Origin of the sequence: Marinobacter xestospongiae (assembly GCF_023156385.1) — a bacterium.
GTDB classification, from domain to species: Bacteria; Pseudomonadota; Gammaproteobacteria; order Pseudomonadales; family Oleiphilaceae; genus Marinobacter; species Marinobacter xestospongiae.
Map to the genome: position 1 here is coordinate 18,699 of NZ_JAKZAK010000035.1, position 18,170 is coordinate 36,868.

Sequence of the window (18,170 nt, forward strand, 5' to 3'; positions counted from 1 at the left end):
CCATACCCTCTTCCTCAAGACTCGCCACCCATTGCCTCCAGCACTCGCCGGTGCGCCTCCGACGACCAAACTCCACTGAATTCCTCAATCACCCCAATCTGGGCCGCCGCATAGGACAACCTGGCGGAAAGCCGGTCCTGCTGAGCGGAAATGAAGGTTCGGTTGGCGTCCAGCAGATCCAGGTAGCCGATGGCGCCCTCACGGTGCATAGTTCTGGCGATCGCGAACGATTCGTTGGCTGCGTCAAACGCCCTGCCCGTTGCCTGATCAGCTTCAAGCGCCCGTCCGTATGCAAAGACGGCAACACGCGCACTGGCGACCGCGTCAATGATGGTTTGGCGGTAACGAATGTAACTTTCTTCCGAGACTGCATTCTGGCTTTCGACCCGTTGCAATATGACCGGATAACTCAACAGCGACCAGGAAATGCGAGGAGCAATGCTGCCGGTACCTTCAAAGCCATCGGACACTTCCGCCACGTTGGTCAGGCCCAGAAATCCCTCGACCGAGAACTGGGGATAGAGTTCTGCGCGAAGGGCGTTGCCAACCGCCACATCCCGGGCCAGCGCTGCAAGCGCACCGCCGATATCCGCACGCAGCTGCATGGCCTCGTTGGCCCGCTCCGCCTCCGGTACCCCAATGGAAGCGGCCAGTGCACCTGAGGCCGGTTTCAGGACCAGCGATTCGGGATCTTCATTGACGAGCACGGACAGCACGGCTTTGGCCCGATAGAGCTGGGCTCGCGCGTCAGGAAGCTTGGCACGCTGCTGTTCCAGCAGCGTGTCTGCGCGGGCGAGATCAAGATTCGGCGAAACGCCTTCCTCCACGCGCAGGGCCATGACTTCCCGGGTGTCTTCCAATGCCCGGACGTCCGCCTTGATCAACTGGACCCGCTGGCGAGCGGCTTCCCACTCCAGATAGGCTCGGACAACTCCAACGGTGACTTCTTTCAACACCGCTCGCTGGTTGTTCAGGGCAACCTCAAGGTTGGCTTCACCGGCATCGATCAGCGCGCTCAGCCGGCCAAACAGGTCCACTTCCCAGGTGGCCGCCAGACCGACCGCAGAAGATTCCTGAACACTGTTTCGATCGATCGCCTCGTATTCGCCGGTTACTCCGCCCTGAGGAAGCAACCGGTTCTCGTCCGCACCCAGGTCCGCAAGCGCCTGACGGACCCGCTGCCGGGTTGCCAGCAGATCGAGGTTAGCGGTCTGCGCAACCTCGACCAGTTGATTGAGCTGCGCATCCTCGTAGCTCTTCCACCACTCGACGGTGGTGGCGTCTGTGCTCTGAACACCGAATTCGAGGCTGTCGAGGTAACGCTCGTTCGCCTCCTGCTGGGGCTCATAATCCGGGGTTGCAGCGCAGCCGACCAGCAGCGCTGACCCAAACAAGACACTCACCGCCCGTTTAAGCATGGTCGTTCTCCGTGATCTGTTCAGGAATTGCCTTGGCGCTGGCAGGCGCCTTGGTATCGGCCTTCGCACGCTGAATCACCGCGTAAAAGACCGGGGTGAACAGCAGGCCGAACACGGTGACACCAATCATTCCCGAGAACACCGCTATGCCCATGGCGTGACGCATCTCTGCACCGGCTCCGCTCGCAAGAACCAGCGGTACCACGCCTGCAGTGAAAGCAATCGAGGTCATCAGAATGGGCCGTAAGCGCAAACGACACGCCTCTACAATGGCCTGATAATGACTGCGTCCCTGGAGATTGAGATCCCGGGCGAACTCCACCATCAGGATGGCGTTTTTACTCGCCAATGCCACCAGAACAATCAGGCCAATCTGGGTGAACATGTTGTTGTCACCATCAGTCAGCCAGACCCCGGCCAGAGCTGACAGCAAGGTCATCGGCACAATCAGAATGATGGCAAACGGCAGTCGCAGGCTTTCGTATTGAGCCGCCAGCACGATGAATACCAGCAAGATAACCAGCGGGAACACATAGACCATCGTGTTGCCGGCGAGTTTTTGCTGATAAGTCACCTCGGTCCATTCAAACGCCATGCCTTCCGGCAGGGTCTGTGCGAGAACCTCTTCGATAGCAGCCTGAGCCTGATCCGAACTGAAACCCGGAGCCGGAGACCCGTTGAGTTCAGCCGTTGGATAGCCGTTGTACCGCATCACGCGATCCGGGCCGATGGTCGATTCGACATTCATCACCGCGGACAGCGGGATCATCTGGCCCTGCTGGTTGCGAACCTTCAGATTCAGGATGTGCTCCGGATCAAGGCGCTTGTCAGACTCGGCCTGGGCAATCACCTGATAGGTGCTGCCGAACATGTTCACGTCATTGACGTATACCGACCCCAGATACACCTGCAGTGTGTCGAACACGGACTCCAGCGGAATGCCCAGCAGCATCGCACGCTCCCGATCGATATCCAGGTCAAACTGGGGTACCTGAACCCGGAAGCTGGAGTAAAGACCCGTCAATGCCGGATGCTTGCGAGCTTCGTTGATGGTGGTTTGCAGGGTATTGAACAAGGCTTCAAACCCTTTGCTGCTTCGATCTTCGATTTGCAGTTTGAAGCCACCCGTGGTGCCCAGGCCCAGGATCGGTGGTGGTGGGAACACCGCCACAAACCCTTCGTCAATGCCTGAAAACGCGCCGTTCAACTTGCCTGCAATCGCCCCCGCACTGAGCTCCGGAGACGTGCGTTCGGTAAAGTCGGTCAACGGCAGGAACACGATGCCGCTGTTCGGGCTGTTGGTGAAACCGTTCACGGACAGGCCCGGGAACGCAATGGTGTTTGCCACACCCTCGGTCTCCAGCGCGATTTGCTGCATTTCGTTGACCACGTCCACGGTCCGGTCAAGGCTCGCGGCGTCCGGCAGCTGGGCAACAGCGACCAGATATTGTTTGTCCTGCTGTGGAATGAAACCACCCGGTACCGCGTTGAACAGGCCTCCGGCGAAAATGGTCAGTCCCACATACACCACGCCAACGATGGCGCTGTATCGGATCAGCTTCTTCACCAAGGCTTCATAGGCATTACCTGTGCGGTCAAAAAACCGGTTGAACGGCCGGAACACAAAGCGACCAAACACCTTTTCCAGGCCGCGGGAAAGCCGGTCGGGCTTCTCGTCTTGGCCCTTGAGAAGCAGCGCGGAAAGCGCCGGCGACAGGGTCAGCGAGTTCAAGGCGGAGATCACGGTTGAAATCGTGATGGTCAAGGCGAACTGCTTGTAAAACTGACCGGAAAGACCCGATATGAAGGCTGTCGGAATAAAGACCGCACACAACACCAATGCAATGGCGATGATCGGCCCCGTTACCTCATTCATGGCCACTTTGGTGGCTTCACGCGGCGATAGCCCCCGATGAATGTTCCGCTCCACGTTCTCGACCACCACGATGGCGTCGTCAACCACGATACCGATCGCCAGCACCATTCCGAACAGCGACAGCGTGTTGATGGAAACACCCAACCACTGCATCACGGCGAAGGTGCCCACCAGCGATACAGGCACCGCAACGAGCGGAATGATGGACGCCCTCCAGGTTTGCAGGAACAGCACCACCACCAGCACAACCAGTAGAATCGCTTCCAACAAGGTGGTGATGACCGCGTCGATGGAGCCGCGAACAAACACAGTCGGGTCGTAAGCGATTTCATACTCAACGCCCTGCGGGAAATCCTGCGACAACCGCGTCATGGTTGACCGAACATCGTCGGAAAGCTGAATGGCGTTAGCCCCCGGGCGCTGGAAAATCGGCATGGCAACCGCCGGCTTCCCATCGAGACCCGCTTCAAGGGCGTAGGTGTTCTGGCCCAGCTCGACTCTCGCAACGTCAGAGAGACGCGTGATAGCTCCGTTGTCACCGATTTTCAGAACAATGTCCCGAAACTCATCCAACGAGGTCAGGCGTCCGCGGACGTTCAGCATCAACTGGAACTGATTGTCGTTCGGTGCAGGCTGAGCACCAAGCGTACCGGCTGCAATCTGGCGATTCTGGGCACGGACAGCGTTCACCACATCCGAGGCGTTGAGATTCCGGGCGGCCAGTTCATCCGGCTGCAGCCAGAGACGAACCGCAAATTCACCGCCACCGAACAACTGAACGTCACCAACGCCGCCAAGGCGGGAGAGTTCATCTTTCAGATTCAGCTCGGCGTAGTTGGCCAGATAGGTAATGTCCCGGCTCTCATCCGGAGAATGAACGTGAACAACCATGCTCAGGTTGGGGGATGATTTCTCAGTCACCACACCCAGGCGCTGCACCTCTTCCGGCAAACGCGGCAGCGCAATATCAACCCGGTTCTGGACTTGGACCTGCGCCTTGTCGAGATCCGTACCCAGCGCAAACGTTACCGTCAGGGTCATGCGGCCATCGGCAGTTGCCTGGGACGACATATACAGCATGTTCTCCACGCCGTTGATCTCATCCTCTATCGGCGACGCGACCGTTTCTGCAATCACCTTCGGATTTGCGCCCGGGTAATTGGCGGTGACCACCACCGTGGGCGGAACCACTTCCGGATACTCACTGATCGGCAACTGGAACAGGGAGATGCCACCCCCGATCAGAATGATCAGGGACAGCATGGAGGCGAATATTGGCCGGTCTATAAAAAAATGGGGAAATTTCATCACTCAGGCCTCAGAACTTTACGCCAGCGGTCTGCTGGACTTCCGGTGCGTGTTCTTCAAGTGTGAAGGCCACGTCGGACGGTGCTTCTGACAGCATGACCGGAGCGATGGTCATGCCCGGACCAACCTTGGCCGTTCCGTTCGCCACCAGCACATCGCCTTCGGCAATGCCCTGCTCAACCACACGGAAGGTACCGAAACGCTCACCGACGGTGACCGGGGTGTAGCTCGTCTCCCCCTGCTCGTTGACCGTCAGCACGAAGCGGCTGTCGAGATCGGTCGCGATGGCACGATCAGGAACCATGATCTTCCGCTCGGTTGCGGCCACGGCAACCTTCACACGGGCAAAGGCACCCGGTACCAGAGCCTCTCCGGAATCGGCCAATACCGCACGCAGACGCAGGGTGCCCGTGTTGGTGTCGATGGTGTTATCAACGAAGTCGATCTCGCCCACTTGGGGGAAGTCCTGCTCACCGGTCAGTTGAATGCGCACTGGCGCGCCCAAGGCACGATCACGGGCGCGGAAGAATCGATACCAGGTGCCCTCATCCATATCGAAATAGGCGTACCGGTCCTGATTCGAGGCTATGGTGGTCAACCGGCTCTGGTTGGCGGTCACGGTATTTCCGGCGGTAATGTTGGCCCGGGAAATAACCCCGTCGATTGGCGAACGGATCGTGGCGTAGCTCAGTTGCAGTTCCGCCTCCTTGAGCTGGGCGTTGAGTGAGGACACCTCGGCCTCGGCCTGCTGGCGCGCGGAATCCCGCAGTTCAGCCTGTTCTTCAGAAATGGCGTTGCTCCGCAGCAGGCGCCCTGCCCGTTCGGCTTCCGCCTTGGCCTGGTAAAGGGCCGCTTTTGCCCGGGCCAGTTCGGCATTTAGCTGCTCCACTCGGGCTGTCAGGTGACGGTCATCCAGTTGGAACAGGATGTCGCCCTTGCTCACCTTCTGGCCTTCTACAAAGTGCACCTCATCAACCACACCGGACAGTCGGGGCCGCAGCTCGACGTTTTCCGGGGCTTCAATACGGGTGGTGTAGGTTTTCTGGGGCTGAACCCGGGCACTGGCGGCGGCAACCACCTCTACCGAAGGCGGCTCCGGCTGGCTCGCGGTGCCCTGAGCTGCGCTTTCGCAGCCGGCAAGAACAAACACGGCCGCGCTGAGCACGGCAAGAATTCGATAAGTCATGGACTCGATCCTTAATCGTTCATGATGGGGACTTCGGCGCCGGCGCGGACAGGTTGGTCCTGAGACCCGCGCCGGAGTGGTTCGTGGCGGGAATTATCTTTGCTGGAGCAGGCTAAAAATAATCACCATGCGGTATTGCGCTCATCACCACTGGTGATAATGTTCAGGATTTATGCAGGGGTGACCTGGTACTCATGAATAAGGAATTCGTTATCGTCACCCTTGGCGACCACCCAGCGCTCGTTCATCAGCAGGTTCACTGAACCGCCCTCATACAGCTCAGCCGTCAGGCGCACCTGCACGCGAGTGATCAGATGTGTCGCCTGCACCTCAATCTTCACTTGCTCAATCTGATGGGTGCAGCCGGGCTTGAATTCGCTTCTGATCAGGCGATACCAGTCTTTGAACCCGGCATGGCCGTGAAAGGTGCCCTCGGGCATGCTCCAAACGACTTCCGGTGACAGATGCGAGAGGAAAAAACGGTTGTTTTCCGGCAACTCGTCGAACGTTGCAAACCAATGCTTGATAAATTTCCGCAGTGCCGGTTCGGGAGATGTGAGTACATGTTCGATGCGATCAATCAGACGATTCGCATGCTCCGCCGCTTTTTCCAGAACATCTTCAAGGGTGTTGTAAACCCCCGGGATGTAAACCATTCCGTGGGTGTATACCGGTGATAGATAAGTCATCCCAGTGAGATAAGCCGTCTGTTGCAGCGGACGAACCAGTTGCTCGATGGTGAAGTGATTAAAACCGAGAGGATCGTAGGCTTCTTCTGAACCACCCACCGTTGTGGAAATAATGAAGTTCTTGTCTTTCAGTTTGTCACCACGGGAGCCGTAGGCAAAGTTGTAGGCCAGAACCTCATCGATCCACACTTTCATCAGCGCCGGAACCGAGTACCAGTAAAAGGGAAACTGAAGCACGATGACCTCGGCTTCAAGCAACGCCGCCTGCTCCCGCTCGATATCGATCCGGTAATCCGGGTATAGCTGATCCAACCGTCTGATATCGACCCGCTCAAGCCGTTCCTCTAATTGCTCCAGAATCAGTTTGTTGGCGTTGCTCTTTTCAAGATCGGGATGTCCCGAAATCACTACCACTTGTGAAGACATAACCAGCCTCTTTCCGTTCGTTCATTGATTGCCTAACGATAAGGGCCGATGAATATTTCGAGAAGGCTAGCAATATCTATAAAATAATTAGGCCCAGACTAATAATCGGAGATCTGTTTAATGGATGGTTCCTTGTATAACCAACTCACTGTGTTCCACACGGTGGCGGATACCGGCGGTTTTAATGCGGCGGCCCGCAAACTTGAAATTTCGGCCCCCTCTGTCAGCCAGGCTATCCGCTCGCTGGAACAGACCCTGGGACTGCCAGTGTTCACACGTTCAACACGAAGAGTGGAATTAACGGAGACCGGACGACAGCTTCGTGCAGACACCCGTGGGCCAATGGACCAGCTGGCCCACGCAATCGAACTGACCAAAAGCCAGAGCATGCATGCCCGGGGAACGGTGCGCATTACTGTGCCTAGGTTCGCCTACGAATTTTTGATCAAACCCAACTTGAACGAGTTTTGCCAACGCTATCCGGACGTTACCCTCGAGGTCGCTTTGGCCGATGCCGTTGTCGATATCGTTGAGGAGGGGTTTGACCTGGGTATCCGCTTTGGCGACCGGGTCAAGGATTCAATGGTGGCCATGGAGCTAGAACCGAAAATGCGAGAGGCGCTGTTCGTATCCCCGGAGTACGCGAACACTCGGGGGGTGCCACGCAACCTCAAGGAACTGGCGGAACACCGGTTGATTGATTACCGGTTTATCAGCTCAAACACCCTGGCGCCGTTGAGGCTGCGCAGTGATAACGAAGTGATTGATGTGAAGCTGCAATCCGCCTTGGTGGTCAACGACACAGGCGCTATGGTTGACGCGGCCCTGGCGGGCGTGGGAATTGGGCGCCTGGTTCTGCCAGGCGTCCAACCAAAGCTAGAATCCGGTGAGCTGGTTCCTGTCCTTGAGGATCATTGGTTCACGTATCCGGGGCTTTTTCTCTATTTTACCCAGAAGAGCCAGAACGCTCTCAGAGTCAGGGCTCTGATCGATTTTTTGCGAGAGAAGGCACGGGAGCGAAAAGAGCGTAGCCCGTGACCCAGCGGCGCGCCGCTTTGGCAAATCGTTTAGGCGTATAGATGTTCTTCCGATAATGTTTCCGGAAATAGTCCTGCAGCAGCTCGGGCATAGACTCTCTGTCAAATCGATCCCACAACTTCAGCACGCCGATCAGATCTTTACGCAAAGCCCAGTCTTTCACCATTGGCGGCAGCTTGTCCGTGGGTATCGCGGATCCGAAATCAATGACGACTGGATGACCTTCTCTGGAAACCAGAACATTTCCGGAGTTGCCGAGATCCAGGTGAACCACACCGCTCTGATGCATCGTTTTGACGTCGTTGAACAGCTGCGAGAAGAAACCCTCCGGTGCGCCGTTGCTCTGCGCGACTGCCTTAATGGCGTTCCCTTCGATGAATCGATAGTGGATAGTCGGCGAGGCACCTAGGTGCCTATGGACCTGGCTCGGCGTGAACTTAAGGTGTTCGACCTTTTTCAGCATTTTGAACTCGTGGAGAGCGAGAAACCGAAAATAGCGGCCCAGGAGACCTCGGGAAAACCTGAAGGCCTTGTAAACGTGTTTTCTGCCTTCGCTGTCAGCTCCTACAGAGATCACCGGCTTATACCATGGTTGACCAGTGGCCAGCTCAGATTTGGCGGACCCAATGCCGGAACCCATCGCTGGGCAATTCGCGTGGCTGTTCATTTCCCCTCCTAATTCTCAATGCGTGCGGATTGACGGAGCAGGAACGACAAACTGGAAGTGGCCAACTCATCTCGCCTGCAAATGCCGCCTCACGCGCCATTTGCAGGGAATTATTGAGGGTTTGGAGAGTTCTGAATAATTCTATTGCGGTATCTTTATCATCACCGGAAATGATGATTGCTTTGGCAGGCCAGTTCAGGCGATGGCTTTTGTCATGGGTTGACCGCAAGGGGAATTTGTCATGATGTCATGCCAACGTTCGCGGAGCAGTCGCTCCATGTGGTCCCGAAGCCAGACTATACCGGGGTCCCGGTCATGACGAGCGTGCCAAATGAGATACAAGCTGGTGGCATCTACCTCGAAGGGCAGTTGCCCCATCCATAGCCCCTCAAGAAAACCGCAGTCCTGGCTGATCAGTTCGGGAACGGCCGCTATGAGATTGGAGTCTCTCAGAACCTGGGGAACAATCGAGAAATGGTTGACGGTAGCGGCAATGCGGCGGCTGTATCCCTTCTGATCGAGGTAGCTGTCAACGAATCCGTGAGCATCACCAGACATGGTCACGAGCAGATGCTTGGCCTCGAGGAACTCATCCATAGTGATCTGCCGGCCTGCCAATGGATGGTCCTGACGCATTGCCAAAACATAACCGCCCTCGAATAGCCAGGTACTGCGCAGGCTGTGGTCGTGTTGATTAAGCATTCCCACCGCAAGGTCCACGTGCGCCTCACGCAGATCATCGTAGGTACCATCCGGCGTGTAAGGCACCGCGTGAATATCAACCCCGGGTGCCTGATGCTCCAGAAGCTCAATCAACTGGCGCCAGATCATCTCGACAATGACATCAGTGACCGCGATGCGAAAGGTGCGCTTGGAGCTCGGTGGATCAAACTGCGTTGCACTGACTGCGTTGGTCAACGCAAACATGTGATCGCCCACCTGATCCCAGAGGCTAAGAGCATAAGACGTGGGTTCAATCTGACGGCCCTTTCGAACGAAAAGGGGGTCATTCCAGATCTGACGCATTCGGGATATGGCGTTGGACACTGCGGGTTGCGTCATGGCAAGGCGATCCGCTGCACGGGTGACCGACCGCTCCGTCATGATGGCGTCAAAAATATACAACAGCTGGAGTTCTTGCGTTTTCATTGCGTGTTCCTGGCGATTGAAACCGCCTAAGTCTGGCCCGGTTAGCTCTGAACCGCAATTGCGATATTCCTGTAGGCCTTTTGCGGCCCACGAAACGCGAAAAGCCTCCGCGAGGGAGGCTTTAATGCCGCTTTATAGGTTGCCTTTTACAAAGGTTCTTAGTTCCCCAAGACTTCCGGCGCCAGTTTTCTGGGCGACCATGCCGCCGTCATCAAACAGTGCCAGTGTGGGAATGCTGCGGATACGCATCTTCGCGGTGATCTCGGGGCTGTCATCCACATTGACCTTTGCAATCGTGAGCGCTTCACCGAATTCATCGGCGATCGCTTCAAGCATTGGTGCAACCGTTTTGCACGGCCCGCACCAGGGAGCCCAAAAATCAACGAGCACCGGCTGTTCGCTTTTTTCGACGGCCTCTTTGAAGTTTGCATCGGTTACTTCGATGATGTTGCTCATTTAGATACCTCCTTTACCCTTTGGGTTAGTTCAAGAATGAGGTCTCGACGCGGTAAAGACCAATTCCAGTGCGGTATATGTTTCATTCATCTGGCTGATGAATACCCTCTTGCCATTACAGCCGCGTGCTGAGCACAATCCCTCCCCAGGCGAGGGTGCGGTCTCCTTTACCCGATTTGATTTCAGAGCTTTGCACTCGCAACACATAACTGATCTCGCTGCCACCAACGAAGCTGTGGGTGTAGCCGCCCCAGACTTCGGCCAACAGAACGTTCAGGTCATTGGCGCCCAACTCGTGGTCCGAATCACGGAACTGCCCCTGAAGAAAGGCGTTGTAGGCCCGCGCTTTCACCGACAGGCCTCCCCAGAAATAGCTCTCACGGCCGCCTGGGGCCGACACTCCCGGCGCACGCTCGCCGTAGGCCATCAGCTCAGGATTAAAGCGGTTGTCGGGCGAGGAGATTAAACCATCACGGAACACCAGAGCCGCGCCAAATTCCGTCAAATAGCCAACGGACCCAAAATAGGTGACTTTGTATTTCTGGTTAGGTTGGCTGGCGTCCAGATACTGGTGATACGCTGCCGAGTACCTGAGCGTAGCCTCACCGCCGTCTGAGATCTGATGATCCCAACCGTTTGCCCGATCGCTACCCACCAGTTTATGGACCGCATTTTGACTTGCGTTGAACGCGTTTAGCCCCAGAACTCCGACAGTCATCGACGTTGTCCAGCCGGAGTCTGCGTCTGGCGATTCGTAACTCTGGCTGGCAGACAGGTAGACCAGGCTGCTATACGGCCGATCACTTCGATCAATGTCCGATGCGCTGATCTCTTCAGGGGTAAACCCGTACGCACCTAACTCAAGCGCGGCGCTCTTTGGTATTTCAACGCGGCCACCCAGAACAGGCAGTAACACCCCATCCAACCCCTGACTCACTTGCGAGACGGGGTTATCAATGAATTCCGCGGAATTGGAGGAATAGGTAATCGCGAGACCGGCTGTGTAGTCTCTGTCTGTTTGTGTCGGCGCAAACAGGTCATTGTCTGTCGAAATTGCGAGTACCGAGTCGCCAGACTGAGCGTGCGCAGAGGAAGCGAAACCAACGGTTGCCAGAGAAGCGATCAATAAACGACGAAACATAGCCAACTCCGAATTCAAATCGGTCGAAAAGTTGGCTGCTATTTTTCAAATCAGGGACTGGCAGGACTAATCATGCGTTGATATTCAAAACATCACTCAATGTTATATGTAAGTAGTAATACGACCCGAAAATGCCCAGTCTCGAGTCAGAGCCATCACAAAAGATGATGTTCTCCATACCGTTTCAGAATTATTCTTTGAAAACCTTCGCTCTCATAATTCTCCCATCTGATGCCCGACCGAATTAGGCGACGGGATCAGCTGAACTCACTCAATGATTGGAGAATTGAAATGCGTAAAGCTGCACTGATTAGCCTGGTTTCACTCATGGCTGCGACCGCCCTGCCCGCCCACGCGACCCTGGCAGACCGCAAGTCGGACCAGCTAAACACCGAAGAAGCGCGCCCCGCACCCTACAGCGGACAGGTCGTCATTCGTGGGGAGATTCAGGATCGCAACGCGAACCATCAGGACGCGGAGCCTGCGCCATACAGCGGTCAAGTTGTTATCCGAGGCGAAGTTCGTTCCGAAAGCCACGGCTAAGGAACGCGTTTTGTAGAGGTTTCATTTGCGTCTTTGCACCAGGGATGGTGCCTTTTATTCAGCTTCTTGCTTCATGTTTATTTAATCAGCCAGGGCGGCTCCCGTCCGATCTTATCCACCAGAAAGTCGATAAAAACCCGGACCTTCGCGGTCAGTACGTTGGATTTCGGATACACCAGCCAGAGCGCAGGCTCCGCATCCATTCGATAATCCTCCAACACCTGCACCAGCGTTCCCTCAGACAGCTCACGGTGAACACTCCAAAGTGCATGCAAGGCAATGCCCGCGCCTTCCAGCGTGGCAATTTTATAGCTTAGTCCATCGTCAATAATGAGTCGGTTCTGGGTGTTTCGAGGATCCAGGCTTTGCTTCACTCCCCCAGGCCCAAGCAAGGCAATCGAGGTTTGCGACTTGAAGGCAATCAATTGGTGAGAGGCCAGATCCCCCGGGCTATCGGGTGTGCCCCATTTCATTAGATAGTCCGGTGACGCGCAGAATACACGCCGGTCATCTGCGAGCCGGCGCGCCTTCAGGTTGCTGTCCGGCAACACCGAATCTCTCAGTGCCAGATCAAAGCTCCCTTGAATGAGATCAAGCTCCATATCAGAAAGCCTCAGATCCAGATTGATTCCGGGATACTGCTCAAGAAAGGTAGGCACCAACGGCACAATATATTGCTGAGCGAAGGTACTGGAAGCGGTGAAACGGAGTGTGCCGGACACATGCTCCCGCCTGAAGCCCAGAGCCGCCATCGCAGCATTTTCCTGAGCCAGGATTTCTCTGGCAAACGGCAGAAACTCGGCGCCCTCGGTCGATAGGGCAACTTTTCGGGTTGAGCGCCTCAAAAGGTCAGCGCCGACCACATTCTCAAGCTTCGCGAGCCGGGCGCTAGCCACTGCCGGGGGCATGCCCAGCTCCCTACCTGCGGCACTGATGTTGAGTTTTTCGGCTGCCAGAACGAACAGCTTTACACCTTCGGTATCCACGCTTTATATCCAATTTGCGAATTCTGAAAACGATTATTGACCGTTTATTCAGGTTTATCGAGTCTTTATTCTGTTTTCTACCGCTAGAAACCCCCTACAAACTGGAGTTAACCAATGAAAGCCATGGTTCTGAGTCAGTACGGCCCTGAAGCATCATTCGAGCAGACCGAGATGAAAGCACCTCTGGCCAACCCGGGCCAGGTAATCGTCCGCGTTGCGGCAACGAGCATCAACACCGTCGACACCATGATTCGCCAGATGGGCAAGGACCTCCCGCTGGCACCGGACCTGCCGGCAGTGCTCGGCATGGACTTCGCCGGAACCATTGAGGCAGTGGGCGAAGGCGTGACCAGTTTTGCGCCCGGTGATGAAGTGTATGGTTGTGCTGGCGGTTTGGCCGATCTGCAGGGCGCACTCGCCGAATTGATGCCCGCCGACGCACGGTTGATTGCCCACAAGCCGAAACGTCTGTCGATGCGTGAAGCAGCTGCATTGCCGTTGGTTGGGATCACGGCATTTGAGGGCCTGCAGAGAGCCGGCGTAAAGGCCGGGCAGAAATTGCTGGTGCACGGTGGCACCGGTGGTGTGGGCCATGTCGCGGTTCAGTTGGCCAAGCACTTTGGTGCCACTGTTTATTCAACCGCCTCCGGTGAGCAGGCATTCGACATCGTCAAAAGCTACGGCGCTACCCCGATCGATTACAGGACTGAAACCGTTGCAGACTATGTGCAGACCCACACCTCAGGTAACGGCTTTGATGTGGTCTTCGATTCGGTCGGTGGCGAAAACATGACCAACAGCTTTGATGCGGCAGCCCTCAATGGCCATGTGAGTACGACTGTCGCCATGGTTGAACTTGATCTTACCACCGCTCACTTTAAAGGCCTGTCGATTCACGTTGTCTTCATGCTGATTCCCATGCTGCACAACCATCACCGGGAAGCGCACGGTGAAATCCTGGCCCAACTGGCGCAGATTGTGGATCAGGGTGGAGTCAAGCCGCTTCTGGATGAGCAGACATTCAGCCTCTCCGAAGTGGGCAAAGCCCATGATCGTCTGACCAGTGGCCAGGCCATCGGTAAGGTGGTCGTGGAGGTGTGAGAAAAACCGAGACCGCAGGGTTCGCCGGACTCGACGGTCTCTTGTTCAGAGATTCTGGTTGGCGACCTCAATGCCAATCAGATTCTCGAACACCTTTTGGGGCTGCCAGGTGGAACCCAACAGGCTCAGATCTTTCAGGTACAGAGTGCGAACATCCAGCTCCACCATTGGCCCTGCAATGGCACCGGAGGCCACATACCGACCACCCCTTGCCAATACCTCCAACAGCTCCGGCCATTGGGGGCCTGCCACCAGATCTGCCACAACCTGAATACTGTCTTTCTCCAGACTATTCAGCAGCGACTGCCCCCGTGCAATGACGTGATCCGCTCCGGGCCTGCGAACCTCCTCAAACTTGGACTCACCACTGACGGCGATGACTTCAGCTCCGCGGCGCTTGGCCAGTTGGATAGCCGCTGACCCGACACCGCCCGAGGCGCCGGTAATGAGTATCCGTTCGCCGTTTTTCAAGTCAGCCTTTTCGAGCATGCCTTCTGCGGTCGAGTAAGCGCATGGGAATGAAGCGAGTCCTGCATCGCTCAGTGAACTATTCACTGCAAAAACTTCGCTGGATCGTGCAACGGCATACTCGGCGTAGCCACCGTTGCATTCGGAACCAAACGTGATCAGATTGTAAGAGGACGGATTATCTGGCGATTGCTGCATGGGGCGAACCAGTACCCGTTCGCCAATCCAGCCTGAATCCACGCTGTCTCTTCCCAGAATTCACGATGCCTTCCCTGAACTGGTGCCCAGAGTTACTTGTGGGCGCAGCCGTAGACTCCGGGAGCTGGTGAACACTGGCGAGCTTGACGTGGCCATCGTGACGAGTGAGCAGCAGTTCGAGCCTGAACAAAGTCTCTGGTCAGAGGCTTTGTGCTGGTATGCGTCGTCCAGTCTTTCGGTAACTGGAGAAGACACGCTGCCCGTCGCTTTGCTGGAGAGCGACTGCGCACTCAGGGATATGGCCGCCACTGATCTGAAGCAGGCTGCCCTCAATTACGAGGCGGTTTTGACAAGCACTGACGTAGATAATCTCTACGCCGCAGTGGAATCAGGATTGGCCATGGCCCTACTCCCCGAATCTTCTGTAATCTCGCCCAAAGTGCGCCCGGTTCGACTGAACCAACTGCCGGGGCAGAGGCAATTGACCATGAATATCATCACCGCTGGCACCCTGAGCTCCAGCTTTAATGAACCTCTTCACGAATGTTTGCTAGCTGCCGCCCGGGCCACTCATGACCGGGCAGCAGCCAGGTCGGGATAGGCATTATTGTACTGAGTAGCGGGTATTGGTGCGGATGTACAAAGTAACTTCCCCATCCCCGGAATTCGCGAGATGGTGCGTATAGCGGCCGGTGGACTCCAGATAGCTTCCAGCTTTGAGGATCTTCGGTTCTTCGACATCATGAGCGTCATAGGACACCTCACCGCCAATAACCACAGCCCGGAATTCACTGGCGTCCGTCATCAGTTCGCCTTCGAAACCGGCCCCAAGTTTAATCATCGAACCGCCCATATCAGCAGTGCTGCCCCAGACATGAGTGATCTGCACATTGTCTGCATTGATGGCGTGAAGGTCGCTTTTCTTGAGCCAGACGACGTTGTCGGCGTGCAGGTTAAGTGGCCGCTCTCCGTTGTCAAATTGCTCGTCAGAAGGTTGTACCAGATAAGGGCCGGAGTCGATCTCCAGATAAATCAGGTTAGTGTCGCCGTTGGCCGCTGTGGTGTGGTCTTCACCGGCGGGCTGAGTCCAGAAAGAACCTGGCGGCATCCACATCTTGGCTGCAGAAGGATCGTCATTGTGCATCATTCCCTCAATCACAACGCCGCGATAGGTAATGTTATGAATGTGGGGCGGGGATTCGAAACCTTTCTTGAATCTAACGAGCATGCCTGTCGCGTTGCCGCTGGTGCGGTCTCCCCAGAGATCAGCTGCGCCAGGGCTGAGAACGCCGCGCAATGGATTGAGGTAGCCCCATTCCACCTCCTCAGCCGACGTGATATTTACCAGGGAACCTGTGTCTTGGTTATCGGCATTCACCAGTGTCGCGGTACTGGCAAGGATAATGATGGATATGACTCTGCGCGAGACCATTTGGTAGCTCCTTCTGCTTAAAAATTAAACCAGATAGGCAAGCTACGCTCGTTTAAAAGGAATAAAAACGGGCCATTCCAGATTTCAGTTTTCGTAAAATCCGCATAATCATGACGGAACTTTTGTGAGTGTCAGGAAGCACCTGCCCTGACAGGCTCCGCTTGGCCTTCTGAGTCGCCGGTGCGGGTAGAAAGCCACGCCTGAGCAATGCCTGAGGTTATGATCAAAGTGCACCCTGCCAGTTGCAGGTTGTTCAGGCCTTGATCGAAAAGCAGCCAGGCGAGCGCCACGACGGTTATCGGCTCTAGGTAGGCCAGTGTGCCGAATGTGGCGGCCGGCAATGACCTCAGAGCGATCACGGCCAACATGATGGCCAGAAAGCCCGGAACAATCCCGGCTGCGACCAGCCAGCCCCACTGATTGAGGCTCATGGGTTCTATCTCGAGCGCCATCAGCGGCAGCATGCATAGCGCACCGGCCAGCATCTGGTAACCGCTACGGGTCAATACCGGAATACGGTCATCAATCAGACGGTTGGTCAGCATGAAGGCAGTGTAGCAGAGCATCGCCAGCGCGGCATAAGCGAGCCCCACCGCTTCGTCTGCACGGCCACTGATGCTGAAATTGAACTCCATCATCATCGCAAACCCCAGCAGTGCCCCGCCTATCAATCCTACACCCAATGAGGTCAATCGCTCTCCAAGGAAAAAATGAGCCACCAGCGAGGCCGTGACTGGCGCCAGATAGAGCACCATCACCGCATTGGCCATCGCCGTGTAATCAACCGCCATGATGTAAAAAACGACGAACCCGGCCAGAAACGCGCCGGTCAGAAGGACTTTGCCTCCGGGCCACATAAAGGCCTTCTGGCGTTGCCCGCTGGCCAGCAAATAAACCGCCATGAGCACGGCGCCGATAAACAGACGGAAGAAGGTTACAACTTCTGCCCCGGCATTCGCGAATACCGAAATCGCGCCAATGGTGCCCATGAAAACAGCAGACAATGCCGCTGCCCACAAGAAAACGGCGGTGCCTTGTGACTGGTTCATACTACTCCTGACCGGTTTTATAGAGCGTTGGGTGGAAGGTGCTGAGTGAAAAGTGTTGGCAACCCGCGTTTTTGTTCACGCCTCACGTGGCATTCCTACCAACTTTTTGATTTCAGTGGCTATGGTTCGTATGCGAGCAGGTTGTTCTCGCCCGAACAAAGAGACCAGATACAAGGTCTCCACGACCGCAACCGCAAGCTCATGCACGTAGACTGAAGAACCAGCAGGGTAAGCTTCGACGGCATGACGAGGCAGTACGGTAAAACCGAGCCCTCGGCTGACGGGCTCCAGAATTAGACCGATCTGATTTGAAAAACCTCGTCGTGTCAGAGAGTTGAACGAATGTTGTGAGAACTCTTCGAAGTTTGCACCCAATAGAATCTCAGCGTGGTGTTGGCCGTCCGGGTGATCGATGAACCCCAGTGCCTGCAATACTGCCCAATCAGGATGGGTCAGATTTTTTGGCGTCACCAGCAAAAGGGATTCCTCGCCAACCGCTTCCCAATGCAAACCGGGTTCATTGGGCTTTCGAGTCGTGAGCCCAATATCAATACGATCATCCAACAGGGCTCGCTCGATATCCGGGTTGGGAGCGAATCGATAGTCCAGTGCCAGGAGCGGATGCGCTTGCTGAAGGTCCAGCAAGCGCGGATAGAGTTTCAAGCCAACGCTCCCCGGGGACATTAGGCGAACCTCTCCGGCATCGGCCGGGTCCTCTCCCACTTCTGTCGCCAGGTTTGTCATCGACTGAAGAATGTCACAGCCCCGCGTGTACAACGTCCGCCCAGAATCGGTCAGCGTGAAGCGTTTTTTGTCCCTGACCAACAGGGTGACCGACAGCGAGTTTTCCAGTTTGCGAATGTGCTGGCTGACCCCGGATTGGGTCATGAACAGTTTGTCTGCAGTGCGGGTGAAATGGCCGGTCTCAACCAGCGTGCAGAAGGTTCTGAGCCAAATCGGATTTATCATTACATTACGTACTCAATACCAGTCTAAATGATAATTTTACGTGATCTTTGGCCCATTGCACACTGATGCA

At 55.9% G+C, this 18,170-nt stretch carries 17 protein-coding genes; 4 read left to right on the forward strand and 13 right to left on the reverse strand.

Features of this window, described 5'->3' with window-relative positions; all coding sequences use genetic code 11:
* Window positions 1-14: 14 nt before the first annotated feature.
* The 4 genes from MLD24_RS20045 to MLD24_RS20060 all read right to left on the reverse strand — a co-directional run bounded on the left by MLD24_RS20045 (window position 15) and on the right by MLD24_RS20060 (window position 6,903).
* A complete protein-coding gene (locus tag MLD24_RS20045) occupies window positions 15-1,418 on the reverse strand; it encodes a TolC family protein (protein ID WP_248168905.1) in 1,404 nt (467 codons plus the stop codon).
* Window positions 1,411-4,602 carry an efflux RND transporter permease subunit gene (locus tag MLD24_RS20050; RefSeq protein WP_248168907.1) on the reverse strand — a complete coding sequence of 1,064 codons (3,192 nt, stop codon included), beginning with the start codon at window positions 4,600-4,602 and terminating at the stop codon, window positions 1,411-1,413. Before MLD24_RS20050 ends, MLD24_RS20045 begins: the two co-directional genes overlap by 8 nt.
* Before the next feature lie 10 nt (window positions 4,603-4,612).
* Window positions 4,613-5,788: an efflux RND transporter periplasmic adaptor subunit gene (locus tag MLD24_RS20055; protein ID WP_248168909.1), complete on the reverse strand. Its 1,176-nt coding sequence runs from the start codon at window positions 5,786-5,788 to the stop codon at window positions 4,613-4,615.
* 170 nt (window positions 5,789-5,958) lie between these two features.
* Window positions 5,959-6,903 carry an NAD(P)H-dependent oxidoreductase gene (locus MLD24_RS20060; RefSeq protein WP_248168911.1) on the reverse strand — a complete coding sequence of 315 codons (945 nt, stop codon included), beginning with the start codon at window positions 6,901-6,903 and terminating at the stop codon, window positions 5,959-5,961.
* A 120-nt stretch (window positions 6,904-7,023) separates the two neighbouring features.
* Between MLD24_RS20060 and MLD24_RS20065 the strand changes: the two genes are divergently transcribed.
* Entirely contained in the window at window positions 7,024-7,941 is a 918-nt protein-coding gene (locus MLD24_RS20065; RefSeq protein WP_248168913.1) for a LysR family transcriptional regulator, read from the forward strand.
* Here MLD24_RS20065 and MLD24_RS20070 read toward each other — a convergent pair.
* The 4 genes from MLD24_RS20070 to MLD24_RS20085 all read right to left on the reverse strand — a co-directional run bounded on the left by MLD24_RS20070 (window position 7,880) and on the right by MLD24_RS20085 (window position 11,354).
* A complete protein-coding gene (locus MLD24_RS20070) occupies window positions 7,880-8,608 on the reverse strand; it encodes an RIO1 family regulatory kinase/ATPase domain-containing protein (protein ID WP_248168915.1) in 729 nt (242 codons plus the stop codon). The two genes, MLD24_RS20065 and MLD24_RS20070, sit on opposite strands and share 62 nt — an antisense overlap.
* 195 nt (window positions 8,609-8,803) lie before the next feature.
* Window positions 8,804-9,757 (reverse strand): LysR family transcriptional regulator, encoded by a 954-nt coding sequence (locus tag MLD24_RS20075; RefSeq protein ID WP_248168917.1) that lies wholly within the window; start codon window positions 9,755-9,757, stop codon window positions 8,804-8,806.
* A 132-nt stretch (window positions 9,758-9,889) separates the two neighbouring features.
* On the reverse strand, window positions 9,890-10,213 hold the full coding sequence (gene trxA, locus MLD24_RS20080; protein WP_248168919.1) for a thioredoxin: 324 nt from the start codon (window positions 10,211-10,213) through the stop codon (window positions 9,890-9,892).
* A 115-nt stretch (window positions 10,214-10,328) separates the two neighbouring features.
* Window positions 10,329-11,354, reverse strand: coding sequence for a lipid A deacylase LpxR family protein (locus tag MLD24_RS20085; protein ID WP_248168921.1), 1,026 nt, complete (start codon window positions 11,352-11,354; stop codon window positions 10,329-10,331).
* Window positions 11,355-11,645: 291 nt separating this feature from the next.
* Between MLD24_RS20085 and MLD24_RS20090 the strand changes: the two genes are divergently transcribed.
* On the forward strand, window positions 11,646-11,897 hold the full coding sequence (locus MLD24_RS20090; RefSeq protein WP_248168923.1) for a hypothetical protein: 252 nt from the start codon (window positions 11,646-11,648) through the stop codon (window positions 11,895-11,897).
* Window positions 11,898-11,974: 77 nt separating this feature from the next.
* Here MLD24_RS20090 and MLD24_RS20095 read toward each other — a convergent pair whose 3' ends face one another.
* Entirely contained in the window at window positions 11,975-12,883 is a 909-nt protein-coding gene (locus MLD24_RS20095) for a LysR family transcriptional regulator (RefSeq protein ID WP_248168925.1), read from the reverse strand.
* Window positions 12,884-12,997: 114 nt separating this feature from the next.
* Here MLD24_RS20095 and MLD24_RS20100 point away from each other — a divergent pair, with 114 nt between their 5' ends.
* The gene (locus tag MLD24_RS20100; protein WP_248168927.1) at window positions 12,998-13,984 is read left to right on the forward strand and encodes a zinc-dependent alcohol dehydrogenase family protein; all 987 of its coding nucleotides are present in this window, start codon (window positions 12,998-13,000) and stop codon (window positions 13,982-13,984) included.
* A 45-nt stretch (window positions 13,985-14,029) separates the two neighbouring features.
* Here MLD24_RS20100 and MLD24_RS20105 read toward each other — a convergent pair whose 3' ends face one another.
* Entirely contained in the window at window positions 14,030-14,692 is a 663-nt protein-coding gene (locus tag MLD24_RS20105) for a zinc-binding dehydrogenase (protein WP_248168929.1), read from the reverse strand.
* On the opposite strand from MLD24_RS20105, the gene MLD24_RS20110 reads away from it, so the two are divergent.
* Window positions 14,649-15,251 (forward strand): LysR family transcriptional regulator substrate-binding protein, encoded by a 603-nt coding sequence (locus MLD24_RS20110; protein WP_248168931.1) that lies wholly within the window; start codon window positions 14,649-14,651, stop codon window positions 15,249-15,251. The genes MLD24_RS20105 and MLD24_RS20110 overlap by 44 nt on opposite strands.
* 3 nt (window positions 15,252-15,254) lie before the next feature.
* Here MLD24_RS20110 and MLD24_RS20115 read toward each other — a convergent pair whose 3' ends face one another.
* From MLD24_RS20115 to MLD24_RS20125, 3 genes are all read right to left on the reverse strand, one after another.
* The gene (locus MLD24_RS20115) at window positions 15,255-16,082 is read right to left on the reverse strand and encodes a DUF4437 domain-containing protein (protein ID WP_248168933.1); all 828 of its coding nucleotides are present in this window, start codon (window positions 16,080-16,082) and stop codon (window positions 15,255-15,257) included.
* A gap of 131 nt (window positions 16,083-16,213) precedes the next feature.
* Window positions 16,214-17,131, reverse strand: a complete 918-nt coding sequence (locus MLD24_RS20120; protein WP_248168935.1) for a DMT family transporter — start codon at window positions 17,129-17,131, stop codon at window positions 16,214-16,216.
* Window positions 17,132-17,206: 75 nt separating this feature from the next.
* Window positions 17,207-18,100 (reverse strand): LysR family transcriptional regulator, encoded by an 894-nt coding sequence (locus MLD24_RS20125; RefSeq protein ID WP_248168937.1) that lies wholly within the window; start codon window positions 18,098-18,100, stop codon window positions 17,207-17,209.
* Window positions 18,101-18,170: the final 70 nt, after the last annotated feature.